General features: G+C 59.3%; 14 protein-coding genes. 8 read left to right on the top strand and 6 right to left on the bottom strand.

The window, feature by feature from the left end:
- Positions 1-222: 222 nt before the first annotated feature.
- Positions 223-606 carry an arsenate reductase (glutaredoxin) gene (arsC, locus tag H281_RS0118530; protein ID WP_020068646.1) on the bottom strand — a complete coding sequence of 128 codons (384 nt, stop codon included), beginning with the start codon at positions 604-606 and terminating at the stop codon, positions 223-225.
- Between the two features lie 1,123 nt (positions 607-1,729).
- On the opposite strand from arsC, the gene parA reads away from it, so the two are divergent.
- Entirely contained in the window at positions 1,730-2,392 is a 663-nt protein-coding gene (gene parA / locus H281_RS0118520; RefSeq protein WP_027779030.1) for a ParA family partition ATPase, read from the top strand.
- Positions 2,393-2,416: 24 nt separating this feature from the next.
- Positions 2,417-3,475: a ParB/RepB/Spo0J family partition protein gene (locus tag H281_RS0118515; protein WP_020068643.1), complete on the top strand. Its 1,059-nt coding sequence runs from the start codon at positions 2,417-2,419 to the stop codon at positions 3,473-3,475.
- An 81-nt stretch (positions 3,476-3,556) separates the two neighbouring features.
- Here H281_RS0118515 and H281_RS0118510 read toward each other — a convergent pair whose 3' ends face one another.
- Positions 3,557-4,903, bottom strand: coding sequence for a replication initiation protein (locus H281_RS0118510; protein WP_020068642.1), 1,347 nt, complete (start codon positions 4,901-4,903; stop codon positions 3,557-3,559).
- 1,812 nt (positions 4,904-6,715) lie between these two features.
- On the opposite strand from H281_RS0118510, the gene H281_RS0118505 reads away from it, so the two are divergent.
- On the top strand, positions 6,716-7,921 hold the full coding sequence (locus tag H281_RS0118505) for a DNA-binding protein (protein WP_020068641.1): 1,206 nt from the start codon (positions 6,716-6,718) through the stop codon (positions 7,919-7,921).
- 59 nt (positions 7,922-7,980) lie between these two features.
- On the opposite strand, the gene H281_RS0118500 is transcribed toward H281_RS0118505, so the two are convergent.
- The 3 genes from H281_RS0118500 to H281_RS0118490 form a co-directional block, all read right to left on the bottom strand.
- Positions 7,981-9,063: a tyrosine-type recombinase/integrase gene (locus H281_RS0118500; RefSeq protein ID WP_020068640.1), complete on the bottom strand. Its 1,083-nt coding sequence runs from the start codon at positions 9,061-9,063 to the stop codon at positions 7,981-7,983.
- 55 nt (positions 9,064-9,118) lie between these two features.
- Complete coding sequence (locus H281_RS0118495; RefSeq protein WP_020068639.1) at positions 9,119-9,517, bottom strand: DUF2471 family protein; 399 nt, start codon at positions 9,515-9,517, stop codon at positions 9,119-9,121.
- Positions 9,518-9,641: 124 nt separating this feature from the next.
- Complete coding sequence (locus H281_RS0118490; protein WP_020068638.1) at positions 9,642-10,280, bottom strand: helix-turn-helix domain-containing protein; 639 nt, start codon at positions 10,278-10,280, stop codon at positions 9,642-9,644.
- A gap of 164 nt (positions 10,281-10,444) precedes the next feature.
- Between H281_RS0118490 and H281_RS0118485 the strand changes: the two genes are divergently transcribed.
- Both H281_RS0118485 and tdh read left to right on the top strand, forming a co-directional pair.
- Complete coding sequence (locus tag H281_RS0118485) at positions 10,445-11,644, top strand: glycine C-acetyltransferase (RefSeq protein WP_020068637.1); 1,200 nt, start codon at positions 10,445-10,447, stop codon at positions 11,642-11,644.
- A gap of 12 nt (positions 11,645-11,656) precedes the next feature.
- Positions 11,657-12,688, top strand: a complete 1,032-nt coding sequence (tdh, locus tag H281_RS0118480; RefSeq protein ID WP_020068636.1) for an L-threonine 3-dehydrogenase — start codon at positions 11,657-11,659, stop codon at positions 12,686-12,688.
- Positions 12,689-12,736: 48 nt separating this feature from the next.
- Here the strand turns inward: tdh and H281_RS0118475 are convergent, their stop codons facing one another.
- Positions 12,737-13,387: a YceI family protein gene (locus H281_RS0118475; RefSeq protein WP_020068635.1), complete on the bottom strand. Its 651-nt coding sequence runs from the start codon at positions 13,385-13,387 to the stop codon at positions 12,737-12,739.
- A gap of 107 nt (positions 13,388-13,494) precedes the next feature.
- Here H281_RS0118475 and H281_RS0118470 point away from each other — a divergent pair, with 107 nt between their 5' ends.
- The 3 genes from H281_RS0118470 (at position 13,495) to H281_RS0118460 (ending at position 15,447) form a co-directional block, all read left to right on the top strand.
- Entirely contained in the window at positions 13,495-14,208 is a 714-nt protein-coding gene (locus H281_RS0118470) for a TetR/AcrR family transcriptional regulator (RefSeq protein ID WP_020068634.1), read from the top strand.
- A gap of 11 nt (positions 14,209-14,219) precedes the next feature.
- Complete coding sequence (locus tag H281_RS0118465; protein WP_020068633.1) at positions 14,220-14,699, top strand: nuclear transport factor 2 family protein; 480 nt, start codon at positions 14,220-14,222, stop codon at positions 14,697-14,699.
- Positions 14,700-14,916: 217 nt separating this feature from the next.
- Positions 14,917-15,447, top strand: a complete 531-nt coding sequence (locus tag H281_RS0118460) for a hypothetical protein (protein WP_020068632.1) — start codon at positions 14,917-14,919, stop codon at positions 15,445-15,447.
- The last annotated feature ends 18 nt before the right edge of the window (positions 15,448-15,465 follow it).

Here is a 15,465-nt window from a genome sequence, read left to right as displayed (position 1 = left end):
ACCGACGTCGACTCACAGCCTCGATGAACTGTCATTGCAATTAGTTGAGCCGGTGCAACGCATGCGAGTGTTCGTCGGTGCGAGCCTGTTGCCCGAACGCAGGGGATCGACTAGAGGTTGAGATGAAGTGCAAATCATGCCAACACAGTTGCGCAAGTATATGGCGCTGGCCGTGGGCGTCTCGCCTTCAGAGCACATTGCGTAGGAGCTATGCCTTGCACTTCATTGCTGCGCTTCGGTGTGATGCTCGACGAACAAGCTCGCCACATTCTCGGGTGGACGGCCGATCACAGCACGCCCGTTTCGCACGACGATCGGCCGTTGCAGAAGTATCGGATGCGCAGCTAATGCTTCGTATAACTGAGCGTCGCTTAACGTGGGCTCCGATAAGCCTAGTGACTCGTATTCGGGCTCGGTGTCGCGGATCATAGCGCGCACCGGACAAGCCAGCTGCATGTTCAGCTGCTGCAATTCGGCGACGGTGAGCGGATGATCCAGATATTCGATGACCTCAACAATCTCTTTGCCGTCGCTATAGTTGCTGGTAATCAGATCGCAGGTCGCACGGGATTTGGAGCAGCGAGGGTTGTGGTAGATGGTGATCATGACGCGTTTGGTGGTTAAGAGGACAGAGGCTGGTACGTCGGGGACGTTGTTGTCGGATTTTATCCGCTATCGGCGGATGGCTTTGCTGCCCCCTGCCAGCCAATGCCGTCCGCGGCTGCCTCGGCGAATGACTGACGGCGCGCGTGGTTGCCATGGTGACGGCGGAGCTTGGTCGCCATGTCGTGTGTTAGGAACGCGCGTTGTGTCTCAGTTGCCTGCGAAGCGGCAGGTTGTTGACGCGAATGCCTTCGATGCGTACGGCCCGTCGCACGGCTGGAGCGGGGATCGAGCGGCAGCTTTATTGGCAGTTCCCAAAGCGGCGACCGAACCATTCTGAGAAGGCAGCGCACCGATTTGCTCTCCGTCGGCCCTTCTAATCGGGGCGGAGGAGACAGCAACTTTATGCGCATAAAGCCGGCGAAGTTGGTCCGGCTGAGCTTCCCGCAACCGCGGCGCGGGAACGGCTGGACGGTGGGGTCTGTGCCGGTTCTCCAACCACCCGTCCTCTTAGCAACCCGCGATTGCCCGAGGTCAGTATTGCCACCCTGTGGCCGAAGTCGCGATCCACTTGCCCATGTGAAGCAGCGAACAAAAATGAGCTGGCTAGAGGCAACGGTGGTTTATGCGCATAAACCGGTGGACCGCATATCGCCGACAAGCAGGCAGGGCTCACGATCCAATCGACATCGCGTTCCAACTAGGTCAGCGCATCGGACTAAGAAGCAGGACGTGCGCACTCTGCTCTGCGGTCAATCCGTGAGGCGCCATAAAGTTGCCGGGGTAGCCGCCGCGACGCGACTGGCATTACGCCAAACTGACCCGCTCACAAGCGTCGATCATCCGCCCGGCTACGCATGTGCACCTATGTCTCCGCCACGCCTGACTTCGCGTCGCACGCACCGCACCGCACCACAGGTCACGTCACGTCACGTCACGTCACGTCACGGCACGGCACGGCACGGCACGGCACGGCACGGCACGGCACGGCACGGCACGCACGGCAATTATCTTTATGCGCATAAACCTGGCTGAACGGCTAATTCCATCGAGACTCAAAAGAAACGATTGAAATACGAATTCTTCCAGGTAAAATCCATCTGCGCTTAAAAAAGAGAGGTGAACATTGGCAGCTGAAATCATCGCGGTAACTCAGCAAAAAGGTGGAGTCGGGAAGAGCACAATCGCGATGCATCTCGGGGCGGCTTTTCACGAGAAAGGAAAGCGAGTCCTGGTCGTGGATGCCGACGGTCAGAACACATTGATCCACTGGGCCAGTGCATCCTCCGACGGTGACACCGGCATACCGTTCCCCGTCGTCAATCTTTCCGAAGCCGGCAGCCAGATTCACCGAGAGATCAAGAAGTTCGTTGGCGACTACGACATCATCGTCGTCGATTGCCCACCTTCCATTACGGAAAAAGTCTCGGGCGTCGTACTGCTCGCGGCGAGCGTTGCGGTCATCCCGACGTCGTCGTCGCCCGCTGATTATTGGTCGAGCATTGGCTTAGTCAAACTCGTCCAGCAAGCGCAAGTCATGAACGAAGACCTGCGCGCAGTCTTCCTGCTCAACAAGACGGAAGAAAAGCGCATGCTGACGCGCGAGCTCAAGCGTGCGTTAGAAGAGCTCGGATTTCCTCTCCTCAAGACCCAGATTCCTACCCGTGAAGCCTACAAGCAGGCAATGGCATTGGGTCAAACAGTGCTACAGATGAGCGATCGCGGCGCCAAGCTCGCCGCCATCGAAGTACGGGCGTGCGCGAATGAGATCGCCGCCTTGCTCCCGTAAATTTATGCGCATAAAGGACCCTGAATGAAACCCTCCCAATTTGCCAAAGGCTTTCAAGCACGTCCTGATACGACCAGTAGCGAGAAGCGAACGGCGTTAGATCGACTGAACGCGATTGATGGGCTGGTCAAAAACAATGCTTCGAAGGCCCCCGACGGTTCCGTGCGACCGCTTCCGGGCATAGTCCCGCAAACCGATTCGGGCCTCGACACCGTTGATGCCGAAAACGAGTCCGCCGCCTACCGTGCATGGAGAATTGAACACGGATATCGCCCGGGTCAGGTCATCGAGCTTGCGCTGAAAACGATCAAGCCGAGCCCCTTCAATCCGCGGCACTTCTACGTGAAGTCATCGATTGCCGAACTCGCCGTGAATCTGGCGAAGCAAGGGCAACAGCAGGCGATCCACGTCATTCCTGACTATGACAATCCCGGCACCTACTTCGTCAGCGACGGCGGTAGACGTGTGCGGGCGTTGAAGGAAGCAAACAAGGAATCAGTGAAGGCGATCGTTATCGATCTGCCAATTGGAATTCAGAGCTACAAGCTCGGCTACGATCTCAACGTCCAGCGAGATTCGCAGACAGTCTTCGACAATGCGGTGGTCTGGAAACGCTTTCTGGACGACCGCCATTTCCAAAGTCAGAAGGAACTGGCTGAGCATCTTGGTTTGGACGAGTCGACGGTGGCCGTGGCGTTGTCGATTGCCAAGTTACCCGAAGCAGTCATGCATGAGATGGTTGCGCGGCCTGACCGTTTCGGCTCCAACATGGCGTATCAGGTCGGCCGCTATCACGCGGCTCGCGGTGCCGACGCGACGCTGCGTTTGATCAACAAGATCCTCTCTGACGACCTCAGCACGCGGCAGGTCGCCGACATCGTCAAGGGCAGAGCGACTGCGCAGGAAAGCACCAAGCCGGCAGGTCGCCAGCGCTATGCACAGCGGCTGGAAGTAAAGCTCGACGGAGTGTCGGTCGGCGACCTGAAGACCTACGGAGAGGACCGCATCGAATTGCGCCTCAAAGGTCTCACGCGCGAAAAGCGTGACGACATTCTTCGACAGATCGAAAAGATGTTGAAGTAATAGTCGCTCAATAAGCGGTCTGGCGGCGGCCGCCGTCAGATGCGCCGCCTCGTCCAGAATTGCCGGCAGCGTGCCGACTGATCAGGCAGCGCGCGACTGATTAAGTGTGAAAGCGAGCAGATCGCCGTCGGTCGGCTCGCCCCACGTCTTGCGAGCCAGCCAATCGAAGAACGCCGTCTCGACGATCTTCGAGTCGAGTCCCCGGCGACGCCAGTCGTCGCGCATATGAGCGCCGAGCCCCGGCAACTCTTCTTCCTCAAACGACTGCCGTGCGATGTCCCGTTCGGACACACCCTGCTCGTCGTAGAGCTCGCGTGCCTCCCTGCGACGATACGCGGAATACTCGCCCAACAGGCGCGCCTTCAGATCGTCCGCGGGAGCCGCGACGGCCTTAGCGCTACCACCGGATGCCACGGTCTCCACAGGCGGTGCGTACCCTTTCTTCAGCGCGTCCTTGAACAGCGCCGGCGCACTGCGGACCGGTGGCAACGACGTGCTACGCATGCGTTGCTCGGTCATCTGCAAAGCCGCACGGATGCGATTTTCCTCGCTGTCCGCGTAGAGCGTTTGCGCCTCTTTCAGCGGAATGCCGATCTTGACCATCCGATCCACGAGCGTGCTGTCGAACACGTTCGGATGCTCGTCGAGAGCCAGCATCGGCTGCTTGCGCTCGGTCACGCGAAACTGGATCTCGGCGACACGCCGGCCCTCGCGGTGCTCGATCAGCTCCACGAAGATATTTGTGACTGCATTCACCTCGGCGATTGCCGGCCGCAAATAATCGCGCTTGAAGTATTTGTATTCGCGCTTTGCTTCGTCGCCCGCTTCCGTGTCCGGCGTGCCGGAGAGGATAGGGCGCCACCATTCCCACGACTCGCGCATCGTCAGATGGCTTGGATTGGTCAGATAGCGCACGCAGATTTCGTACAGCGCGAGGCCGGCGCTGCTGCGCAACTGGCTTTGGAACTGCAGGCTCAGACGCGCATACTGAACCGGATCGAGCAGCTTCTTCTTGATCTTCGGAGCGAACGAAAATTCCACCCAGACCCGGCGCGTGGTCGGATCCTCGAGAATTTCCGCATCTGCGATCAGCGTGGAGATGCCCCACTTCCGGCCCGGCTTCTGGCTGGAGGTGCCAGTGCTCCATTCGACCTGAACCGAAACCATCCGGCGCAGGTGCTCTTTGACGAGAGCGGTGTCGTTGGAATCAAACGCAGAGTTGGCGACGATGTCCGATAGTAACGCGCGATAGGTATCGCCCGATTCGTCGGCTTGCTGCGCGACAGCGAGCAGCACATTGAACAGCTTGCGTGTCAGCAGCGTGATCTTGCCGCTCTTCGGCTGAATAGCGATCGCCTCGACGGCCTTGCGCAATTCCGCCGAGCTGGGGCTGACTACATCGGTTTTCTTGGCGCGCTTCGTGGCCATGCGTATGGTCAAGGGGGGATTTGGCGAGAGCATACCGACTGTGGTGATACCCGTCTATAGCGTGATTCTCACCATTGCGGGTGAAGCGAGTTTACGCGACGCGACTCACCTCCGCAGACTCCCGAAAACTCTCACCTTTCTCTTTCGGCGCCAGGTTCGGCAATCCTTTTGGTGTCGCGGGCTGCGGAAAATCGGGAGGTTTGGAGCGTCGGCTCCACGGCGAGCGCGATATCCCGAACCTCCTCACCTCAATATTTTTTTCGCCCTTTTACCTTAACGTGCATGCAGATCACAACGGCTGTGATCCCCTCGCCATATAGAGAGACCGGGGTGTGCGTGACCATGTGCGTTGGGCATCTTCGACAGAATTGCCGCGCAGAGGGGCCGAAATAGCGTCGTCAATCGCAACCCGCTTCGCGAGTCCCCGAAAAAGCTCACCTTAGCATCGGTTCAATGCTCCAAACGGCGCGGCTTCCCCCGTGGCGAAGCGATAAAAGTGCTTCAAAATCGTCCCGAAAAGCCTCACCTTGGAACACGGCACCATGTCCGCAAGTCTTCCACATGCACCTCCCGAAAAGCCTCACCTTTGCAGGAATAGCGATATTTGTGCTTTGTTTTCAATGGGTTATATCGAACAAAAATGGGTTCAACGTTGAACTTTGCCGGCGTAGCGGCTCCCGTAAAATCTCACCTTTAGGCCAGATTGCAATTTCCCTCGATGTGCGATGGTGGCCTGGACGCTCCCGAAAACTCTCACCTTCGGCATCCCAACGCCACCGCTCAACTACCGGCCAAAGTCCGCAGGTAGGACTTTTCCAGCCGATGAGCAGCCTGTTGCCCCCGAATTCCCTCACCTTTACCGTTAAAACCGCCCGAAACGCGCCCCGAAAACTCTCACCTTTCACGTCATCTCGGTCGACTTTGGAGATGATTGGTCGCCATGGCGACCAACTCCCGGATTTGCTCACCTTTACATCGCCGCTGCCTGACAATTTCACTGTCATGCGAAAAAACATGCGCCGGAAGCGGGAACAGCTCCCGCAAAAGCTCACCTTGGGTTTCAAATGCCTAAAATAAAGGCAAAACGGCCAGCCAAGCCCCGTAAAGCCTCACCTTTCATCTGCGTTTTCTCCCGTCTTCGCTCACCACGAGGTTTTTCGCGGCTCGAACAGGGTCATAAAGAGGGCGTCGCAACCCTCCCGAAAGTGCTCACCTCGATCCTGACGGCTTCACGCGTCGCTGGCGAGGCCTGCCGGGCGCTCCCGACCGAAGCGCTCCCGCAAAAACTCACCTTGGCCTGACGTCTCATTCAGTGTGGTCCCCTGAACCCGCTCACGATACCTCCCGGACCTGCTCACCACGCTTCCCGAACCCCATCACTCCCAATTCCCGCATAACCTCACCAACTCTCCCGGAAAGCTTCACCTTGCTGCTCGGAAAGCCCCGCCAGGTAAGGCTTTGCTTTGGCGTTAACGTTTTTAACTTGGGTTCAAAGGTGTTTACTTTTATTACTCTCTAGCCAAAAACCACGAGAGCTCTCGGATAGAAACAATCGTCGATCGCTTGTAGTGATGCGTATCGTGAAACAGTGCGCTATCAAACCGCGGCTAACAAACCATCTTTATTTACAATAAGTTATGCGCGGTTCTTAGTTTTGTTTCACGAAGAATTGCTGCACACGTGACTCTATGTCTGCAAAATAAGCCCTCCTCGACTAAGAACGGCCACCACACAGACCAACCTCACAAAAACGTATCGTTTGCTACGTAAATTGTTATTATTCGTCCAGTCAGCACAACAGTGAGCCCAAATATGAACGTGGACGACGAACGTCAAGCCATCCGCGAAGAGCTTGACGCCATGCGATCTCGCGGCAGCCGCCGCCAGGAATTGTCGCTGCATGCATGCAAGCGACTATTTTTCGATCTGGGCGTACGGCCGTCCATGGCTGCTGTACGCGATCTCACTCAGACGGGCAGCGCGAGCGACATACCCAAGGACATCGACCACTTCTGGGAACGCATTCGTAATGTGTCGCGCGTCAAAGTCCGCGCGGGTGCCATCCCGAAAGCTCTGGAAGAGCGCGCCGGCGAATTGCTAGGCGCGCTTTTCGAAGAAGCCGTCGCCCACGCGCGCACCACATTGGACGCCGAGCGGGAAGAGTCGCGCTCACAAATTGCCGCGGCGGAACAGCGCGCACGCGAGGCGGAAATCCGTCGCGACGCCTCGGAAGACGCAATCAAGCGCAGTGAACAACGGGCGGAAGCTGCATGGGAACGCGTTCGCGCGCTGGAGGCGGAGTTGTCCACCGTCACTACGCACGGCACTGCCCACCATGAAGGTCTGCAAACAACGGTGCGCAGGCTCGAACACGAAAACGAAACGCTCCGCCAACGCCTGGACACGGAACAGGCCACGAACGCGACGCTGCGCGATCGCATCGACGCGCTTCACGTGGAATTGCGCCAAAGCACCGAACACTACGCGCAGCAGATCAAAGATGCCGTCGCCGAGGCCGAGCGCCGGGTGAAGCCGATGCTTGTCGAACTGGATTCGCTGCGCAGCATGGCCGCGACCTATCAGTCCGGCGTGCGCGACGCGAGTCGAAAGGAATTCGAGTTCATTCAGCAACTTGCGGCAGCGAAGGCACGGGGCGACCGGCTCGACGCACAACTACGCGAGCAGTCGGACGAGGTCGACGCGCTGACAAAAGAACTTGCGGCTTTGCGCGGCCAGCAGGGCATCGACCCGGAAATCGGCAGTTTGCTGTGCTCGCTAGTTGAAGGCGGCCGGCTCTCGAGCGATGAATTGCGAACTATTGGAACCGCAGCGGACGGCCACGTGCGCTTGCCGCTGCGCTGCCCGAAGTGCGACGAAGGTGAGCCCGAACTCTCGCAGGTCGATCACCGGTTCGAACTGCAGTGTCCGGAGTGCGAGCATTCTTCGGGGCTCGGCGATTCGCGACTGGAAGCGGTAAGCCGATTCTTATCTAGCAACTCGCTTTCTGCACAGGCATGAAACGAAGGCGCCGCCTACGTCAAAGGTGAGGAAATTCGGGAGGCCAAACGTGAGAGGTTTCAGGACTCCGCCGCACCCGGCGTCCTCGTGAAACGCCCGTTCATGCGAGGTTCTGGCAACAGCGGCGCGGCAGGATCCGGTTCGAGTATGGCGTCTGGATTCTGCTGTTTCGTCCATGTTTGCCAGGCTCGATAGAGACGATTCGCAGACACGGCCTGCACAAATCCGAGCCATTGTCCGACGAGTTCCGCCTCTACTCCGCTTTCGAACAGATCAGCAGCGAACGTGTTGCGCAAGGTTTGCGGACTGGCGCGCGATGTACGCGACGCCGCAATGCCTGCCGCTTCGACGAGCGCATCCACGGCACGAAGCATGGTTGCCTTGTGCATTGGCCTGCCTGAAGGCGACGCAGGAAAAATCAGATCGCCGGCGAGGTCCGCGAGGCGCCGCTCGGCGAGCCATGCTTCGAGTATCGCCGACGCGAAAGGCGCTAGCCGAGTGCGCCGCATGAGCGCGGGGTTTGCCGGGTCAATCGTCAACCACGGCGAGCCGGGTGCCGCGCAACTAACCGCCAAGGCGGCGGCCTCGCCGGTTTTCAGTCCACCGCCGAGAAACACTGCGATCAATGCGCGGTCGCGCCGTTCTTTCCAGCGCTGCGCTTTAGACAGTCCCTGTAGCGGCGAAAACAGATGCGCGATCAATGCAGCCCGTTCGGCATGATGGAGAAAACCGGTCGGCTCGTTCTCGCGTGCGTTGCGCCACGCGGCTTCGCCATCCTGGGCGATGAAGCGAGCCGGATTGGCCGACGATGCTTCGACTTCACGCACATGATCCAGCACGCGCTCAATCAAACGTAGGTAACGCACACGCTGAGGCTTGCGAATATCCAGGCCAGCGACAAAGTTGGCGATGCTCTGCGTATCGACGGTAACCAGCGTCTTTTGACGCGTGGACAACCACTCGAGAAAAAGTCCCCACTGCGCCTGATAAACCTGCGCTGACGAACGCCTGAAATGCTGCTTCGCAAGCCACGCGTCGAACGCGATTTGTGGATCGCGACGCCAGTCTTCGCGTTGCTGATCGAAAAGATCGGTGGATGGATCCGGGCGCGTAACCGGATCGGATAAATGAGGAGGCGACATGCGCGATCGTTCAGTTAGTTGCGCACATTGTAGACTCGCCTGACCAGGCTGACGGTCAGTCGCCCCAAGCTCTTGCCCGTTTATGTGCGGCAGGTTGAGATGCGCGCGTCGCGGCGTTGCGAGCCGCCTGCTCATAAGCGGAGACTGCAAATGCAAACACCGCGGGCAGCGCGGTGGAGGTGCCGAAGTCCACGCCCTCGTCGGTTTCCGGATAAGGAAGATCCGACGGACGCTGAAACAGACCGAGCATGATCGCGTCATGGCGGCTGGCAAATCCAAGATCAGCCAGCGCCTCCGCCTCGATCGCATGCAGCAGGCGCCAGGTGAGCGGCACTTGCTGCGCGATATAGCGCGCAGCAATATTGCGGACGATATATTCGAGATCGCGCGCCGCGGTTTGATAACGCAGCGCGGCCAGAGCGCGGTCAGTTGTCTCGGTCGTCAGGTCGTTCATTCATCGGCTCCAATCGATACCCTATACTGTACAAATATACAGTGTTCGACGCAACCTTTCACACTTCCCGACTCAGCCGGCAACCCCCTCACGGTTGAAAAGATTCTGACGGTGAGTCAGCCGCTCAGCCGTGGATCACCACCAGCAGCGCTTTTGCCTCGCCCTTGCCCACATTGCGGATCGCGTGCGGCTCGTCCGCCACATAGCGCGCAGTGTCCGCAGCTTTCAGGCGCCTGGCGGTGCCGGCTGCCTCGATTTCAATCGATCCCTGCAGCACCGTCAGATGTTCACGCGTGCCGGGCTCGTGCGCATTGGACACCAGCGCCCCGCCCGGTTGAAGCGTCAACTCGTACCACTCGAATTTGCCGGCCAATTCGATCGGCCCCCACACCCGCAGTTGATACTTCGCATCGTGCCCGCTCAACGTGGGTATTTCGTGCGGACCGGCAACGGCGATCGCTTCCGGCGTCTTTTGCGGCGCGAACAGCGAATCGAGGCTCACTCCCAGCGCGTTCGTCAACCGCCAGGCCACCGCGATTGTCGGATTGGCCTTGTCGCGTTCAATCTCCGAAAGCATCGACTTCGATACGCCGGCCGCACGCGACAGATCGTCGAGCGTCATGCGCCGCTCTGCGCGCAAGCGCTGAATTTGTTCCCCGACGCGCGGCGGCGCCGCGATCGCGGGAGCCGCGACTGCATGGGGAGCGGACGCCGCGCCTGCCGCCGCACGGCGATTACCCGAGCTTGCCATTTCCAGATCCATCGTTTAGAGTTGTTCGACATACCGGATTTTAGTTCGGAAAAACGAAAAAATCCGATAAAACTGACAGCCGACTATAGCAGGTCGCTTCGTGGCCGCCCATGTCGCGCGTGCCCAAAGCGGTGGAAGTCCCGCACTCGCCTATCACCCATTCAGGAGCCCGGTTCATGCGTGAACAATATCTCGCCCATCTGCGCGGCACTTTGGAGCAGATCCGCGCCGACGGTTTTTACAAGAGCGAGCGCGTGATCGCCAGCCCGCAATCGGCCGACATTCGTCTTGCCAACGGCACAGGCGTGCTGAATTTTTGCGCGAACAACTATCTGGGACTCGCCGACGACGCACGGCTCATCGAGGCGGCGAAGCAAGGCCTGGACAACGACGGCTTCGGCATGGCGTCGGTGCGTTTCATTTGCGGCACTCAGACCGTGCACAAGCAACTCGAAAGCGCGCTCGCCGAATTTCTGCAAACCGACGACTGCATTCTCTATTCGAGTTGTTTCGATGCCAACGGCGGTCTCTTCGAAACGCTGCTCGACGAAAACGACGCCATTATCAGCGACGAGTTGAATCACGCGAGCATCATCGACGGCGTGCGGCTTTCGAAGGCGAAGCGCTTCCGCTACAAGAACAACGATCTCGCCGATCTCGAAGCGAAACTACAAGAGGCAGACGCCGCAGGCGCGCGCTACAAGCTGATCGCCACCGACGGCGTGTTTTCAATGGACGGCATCATCGCCGACCTCGCCGGCATATGCGATCTCGCGGACCGTTACGGCGCGCTCGTGATGGTCGACGACTCGCACGCCGTTGGGTTTGTCGGTGAACACGGGCGCGGCACACCAGAGCATTGCGGAGTGCTGTCGCGCGTCGACATCATTACCGGCACGCTCGGCAAGGCACTCGGCGGCGCTTCGGGCGGTTATGTCGCCGCGCGCAAAGAAATTGTGGACTTGCTGCGGCAGCGTTCGCGCCCCTATCTGTTCTCCAACACGCTGACGCCGAGCATCGCGGCGGCATCGCTGAAAGTGCTCGAACTACTCGCAAGCGACGAAGGCGCACAGCTACGCGAGCGCGTGCGCAAGAACGGCGCACACTTTCGCGACAAGATGAGCGCGCTTGGATTCACGCTCGTGCCCGGGGAACACCCAATCATTCCAGTGATGCTCGGCGACGCGCAACTCGCTTCGAAAATGGCCGATGCGTTGCTGAACGAAGGCGTCTACGTGATCGGCTTTTCGTTCCCGGTCGTACCGAAGGGCCGCGCGCGCATCCGAACGCAAATGAGCGCCGCGCATACAACAGAACAGATCGACCGCGCGGTGGATGCATTCGCGCGCGTCGGCCGCGAACTTGGTGTCATCTGAAACGGGACGCATATGAAAGCATTGGCAAAACTCGAGCGCGCGCCCGGTCTCACGCTCACTGACGTCAAAGTGCCCGAAGTCGGCCATAACGACGTGATGATTCGTATCAAGCGCACCGCTATTTGCGGCACCGACATTCATATCTGGAAGTGGGACGACTGGGCGCAGAAAACCATTCCTGTGCCAATGCATGTCGGTCATGAGTACGTCGGCGAGATCGTCGAAATGGGCGCGGAAGTGCGCGGCTTTTCGATTGGTGACCGCGTGTCGGGCGAAGGCCACATTACCTGCGGGTTCTGCCGCAACTGTCGCGCCGGGCGTCGGCATCTGTGTCGTAACACGGTGGGAGTCGGCGTAAATCGCGAGGGCGCATTCGCCGAGTATCTGGTGATTCCGGCGTTCAACGCGTTCAAGATTCCGCCCGAGATCTCCGACGACCTCGCGGCGATCTTCGATCCGTTCGGCAATGCCACGCACACCGCGCTATCGTTCAATCTGGTCGGCGAAGACGTGCTGATCACGGGTGCCGGGCCGATCGGCATCATGGCCGTGGCGATTGCGAAGCACGTGGGAGCGCGCAACGTCGTGATTACCGATATCAACGATTATCGGCTCGGACTCGCTCGTAAGATGGGCGCGACGCGTGCCGTGAACGTCTCTCGTGAATCGTTGCGCGACGTGATGGCCGATTTGCACATGGCCGAAGGTTTCGACGTTGGCCTCGAAATGTCCGGCGTTCCAGGCGCGTTCACCGGCATGCTCGAAGCAATGAACCACGGCGGCAAGATCGCGCTGCTCGGTATTCCGCCCGCTCAAACAGCGATCGACTGGAACCAGGTGATCTTCAAAGGCCTTGAAATCAAGGGCATTTACGGACGTGAGATGTTCGAGACCTGGTACAAGATGGTCGCGATGCTGCAAAGCGGTCTCGACCTGTCGCCGATCCTCACGCACCATTTCAAGGTCGACGACTATCAGCAAGCGTTCGCGACCATGCTGTCCGGCGAAAGCGGCAAGGTCATTCTCGACTGGACCTCGGCATAGCACACACGTGGCGCCATGCGCGCCGCGTCAGACACGCCCGCAGCGTGCTCAAGCGCCTGCGGGCGTTTTGTCGAACTCGGCCTGAATGCGCACGTGAATGTCGTCGCCGACCGCTGGATACCACGTCGCGAGCCCAAACTTCGCGCGGCTGATATGCCCTTCTGCGGAAAAACCCAGCGTGTCTTTTTTCGTTAGCGGGTCGGGTGCAAAACCGTTGAAGGTGACGTCGAGCGTGACGGGTTGCGTTACGCCATGAATGGTCAGATCGCCCGTCAAGGTGCCGCGAGCTTCGCCGGTGCGCTCGAATTTCGTACTCACGAAACGGATCTCCGGATAGCGCTCCACGTCTAGCAGGCTCGGGCTTTTCACCATTTTGTCGAGCAGCGGCACATTCGTGTCAATGCTCGCGGCGTCGATCGTAACAGACACGCTACTCTGCTCCAGCCCGCCTTCTTTCCAGTCCAACTGCCCCGTCTTGCGATCAAAGCGCATCGTAAAGCGCGAATACTTGAAGTGTTCGACGTCGAATGTGATGCTGCAATGGTCATGGTCGAGATCGTAGCGACCAACCGGCACGCGCGCCTCATTCTGGCTGACGGAATGTGTGAGCACTTGCAATGGCGTGCAAGCCGTTGCAAAGAGAAAGCTTGCAGCGAGCAACGCGCGCACGACAAAGGCGCGGGCGACAAATGTCTTCATCAAATAGCTTCCGGTTGACTCATCCCGATCAAGATAACAGTTAGCGGTAGCCGCACGCAAAATGGGAAAAACTTGACGAGGGAGAATGATCGTTCTACTCTTCGCACATGGCTACTCATACTCATGTTGAAGAAGTGGCGGCGCCTGGCCCACGTGAGCGACTGCTGGACGCCGCGGAAGCGTTGATCTACGCCGGAGGCATACACGCAACCGGCGTGGATGCGATCGTCAAGCAGTCAGGAACCGCGCGTAAAAGCTTCTATACACATTTCGAATCGAAAGACGCGCTCGTCGCGGCCGCGCTGGAACGACGCGACGAACGCTGGATGAACTGGTTCATCGCAGGCACGCAGCAGCGCGGCGGCACGAGCGCGCGCAAACGCCTGCTTGGCATGTTCGATGTATTGCGCGAATGGTTCGCGTCGGAGAACTTTCACGGCTGTGCGTTTTTGAACGCGGCCGGCGAAATTGCTTCGGCAGAAGACCCGATCCGTGTCGTCGCGCGGGAACACAAGGAACGTTTGCTTGCATTTGTGCGAACGCAATGCGAGCAGTTCGTCGCGCAAGAGAACGTGGATGCAAGGCGCGCCGCGCGTTTGTCGCGGCAATGGCTGGTGTTGCTCGATGGTGCGATCGCTGTTGCACTCGTAAGCGGCGAGCCTGATGCCGCGCTCGACGCGCAAGCCGTCGCTCAAACTTTGCTAGTCGCTGAATCAGGCGGCGAGCCCAAGACGTCCTCAAGCAGGAAAGCCTCACCTCGATCTGCAAGTAAGTCCCCGCCTTCCAGGCGGACCGCAATCTCACCGCAATCTGACCATTAGCGAGGAATCTCATGGCCGATCAAATCGAAAGCCGCCCGCCGCTGCCGCCTTTCACGCGCGAAACCGCGATCCAGAAAGTACGCGCCGCTGAAGACGGCTGGAACACCCGCGATCCCGAACGCGTGTCGCTCGCGTACACGCCGGACAGCGTGTGGCGCAACCGCGCCGAGTTCACGCATGGCCGCGCGGAAATCGTCGGGCTGTTGCGCCGCAAGTGGGCGAAGGAGCTGGACTATCGTTTGATCAAGGAGTTGTGGGCATTCACCGACAACCGCATTGCCGTGCGCTTTGCCTACGAATGGCATGACGACTCGAACAACTGGTTCCGCTCGTACGGCAACGAGAATTGGGAGTTCGACGAAAACGGATTGATGGCGCGCCGTCACGCCAGCATCAATGATCTTCCGATTCGTGAAGCGGACCGGCTGTATCACTGGCCGCTTGGCCGCCGTCCCGACGATCATCCCGGTCTCTCAGATCTCGGGCTCTAGACATTTCCACGCAACGTGAAGGCGGGCGCGTCGCCTTCACCGCTTTGCCATCAGTCCTCCGTTATGGTTGTGCTGCCGCTTTCCGGCACGTCTTGTGCCCGCAAGCCTGAGTGCGTCTTCAACATCGCATGAGTGGCTTGCGGTACAGTGCGCGACGGGCGGCACGCACAAAAACCAAACAGCATCACGCCGGCGCTCGACCGGTGGTGGAGAGGACATGCATCTTCGGCAGATCAGTAAGGACATCCGCAAGCACATCAGCCACACATTCTTCGCGCTCGTCGCGGGCCTCGCCGGGACATCGGCAGCGCACGCGGGCAGCTGGTGCGACGGCGGCGTTTGGGTCGACGCCATGCTCGGCTCGTATCACATCAATCCCGACCCGGACAAGCATTTCGAGCAGTTCAATCCGGGGCTTGGCGTCGAATGCTGGCTCAACAATCAATGGGCGCTGACGGCGGGCGGCTTTCGCAATTCGCTGCGCCGGCCGTCGTATTACGGCGGCGGCGTCTGGTCACCCGATTTCCTGCATTGGGGCATTGTGCGAATCGCGGCGATGGGCGGCATCATCTCCGGCTATAACTACGGCAACTGGGGACTCGGCCGCGACCATACGATTGGGCCAGTGCTCGCCCCGCTCGTCATGGTCGAGTACAAGCGCGTCGGTGCGAACTTCATCGTCATCCCGCCGATTCCATCCGACGACCTTCCGTTCACTATCGGCTTCCAGGTGAAGGTGAAGTTCTAGCCGCGACTCGTGCGATGT

This window comes from Paraburkholderia caledonica (assembly GCF_000383275.1).
Classification (GTDB): domain Bacteria; phylum Pseudomonadota; class Gammaproteobacteria; order Burkholderiales; family Burkholderiaceae; genus Paraburkholderia; species Paraburkholderia caledonica.
The sequence above is the reverse complement of the archived record's forward strand: the minus strand, read 5'-3'. Positions and strand labels throughout refer to the sequence as shown.

Coding starts and splice junctions, on each gene's coding strand:
- H281_RS0118515 (WP_020068643.1), top strand. CDS start 2,417: ATGAAACCCTCCCAATTTGCCAAAGGCTTTCAAGCACGTCCTGATACG.
- H281_RS0118495 (WP_020068639.1), bottom strand. CDS start 9,517: ATGAACGACCTGACGACCGAGACAACTGACCGCGCTCTGGCCGCGCTG.
- H281_RS0118505 (WP_020068641.1), top strand. CDS start 6,716: ATGAACGTGGACGACGAACGTCAAGCCATCCGCGAAGAGCTTGACGCC.
- arsC (WP_020068646.1), bottom strand. CDS start 606: ATGATCACCATCTACCACAACCCTCGCTGCTCCAAATCCCGTGCGACC.
- H281_RS0118465 (WP_020068633.1), top strand. CDS start 14,220: ATGGCCGATCAAATCGAAAGCCGCCCGCCGCTGCCGCCTTTCACGCGC.
- H281_RS0118490 (WP_020068638.1), bottom strand. CDS start 10,280: ATGGATCTGGAAATGGCAAGCTCGGGTAATCGCCGTGCGGCGGCAGGC.
- H281_RS0118500 (WP_020068640.1), bottom strand. CDS start 9,063: ATGTCGCCTCCTCATTTATCCGATCCGGTTACGCGCCCGGATCCATCC.
- H281_RS0118485 (WP_020068637.1), top strand. CDS start 10,445: ATGCGTGAACAATATCTCGCCCATCTGCGCGGCACTTTGGAGCAGATC.
- tdh (WP_020068636.1), top strand. CDS start 11,657: ATGAAAGCATTGGCAAAACTCGAGCGCGCGCCCGGTCTCACGCTCACT.
- H281_RS0118460 (WP_020068632.1), top strand. CDS start 14,917: ATGCATCTTCGGCAGATCAGTAAGGACATCCGCAAGCACATCAGCCAC.
- H281_RS0118510 (WP_020068642.1), bottom strand. CDS start 4,903: ATGGCCACGAAGCGCGCCAAGAAAACCGATGTAGTCAGCCCCAGCTCG.
- H281_RS0118475 (WP_020068635.1), bottom strand. CDS start 13,387: ATGAAGACATTTGTCGCCCGCGCCTTTGTCGTGCGCGCGTTGCTCGCT.
- H281_RS0118470 (WP_020068634.1), top strand. CDS start 13,495: ATGGCTACTCATACTCATGTTGAAGAAGTGGCGGCGCCTGGCCCACGT.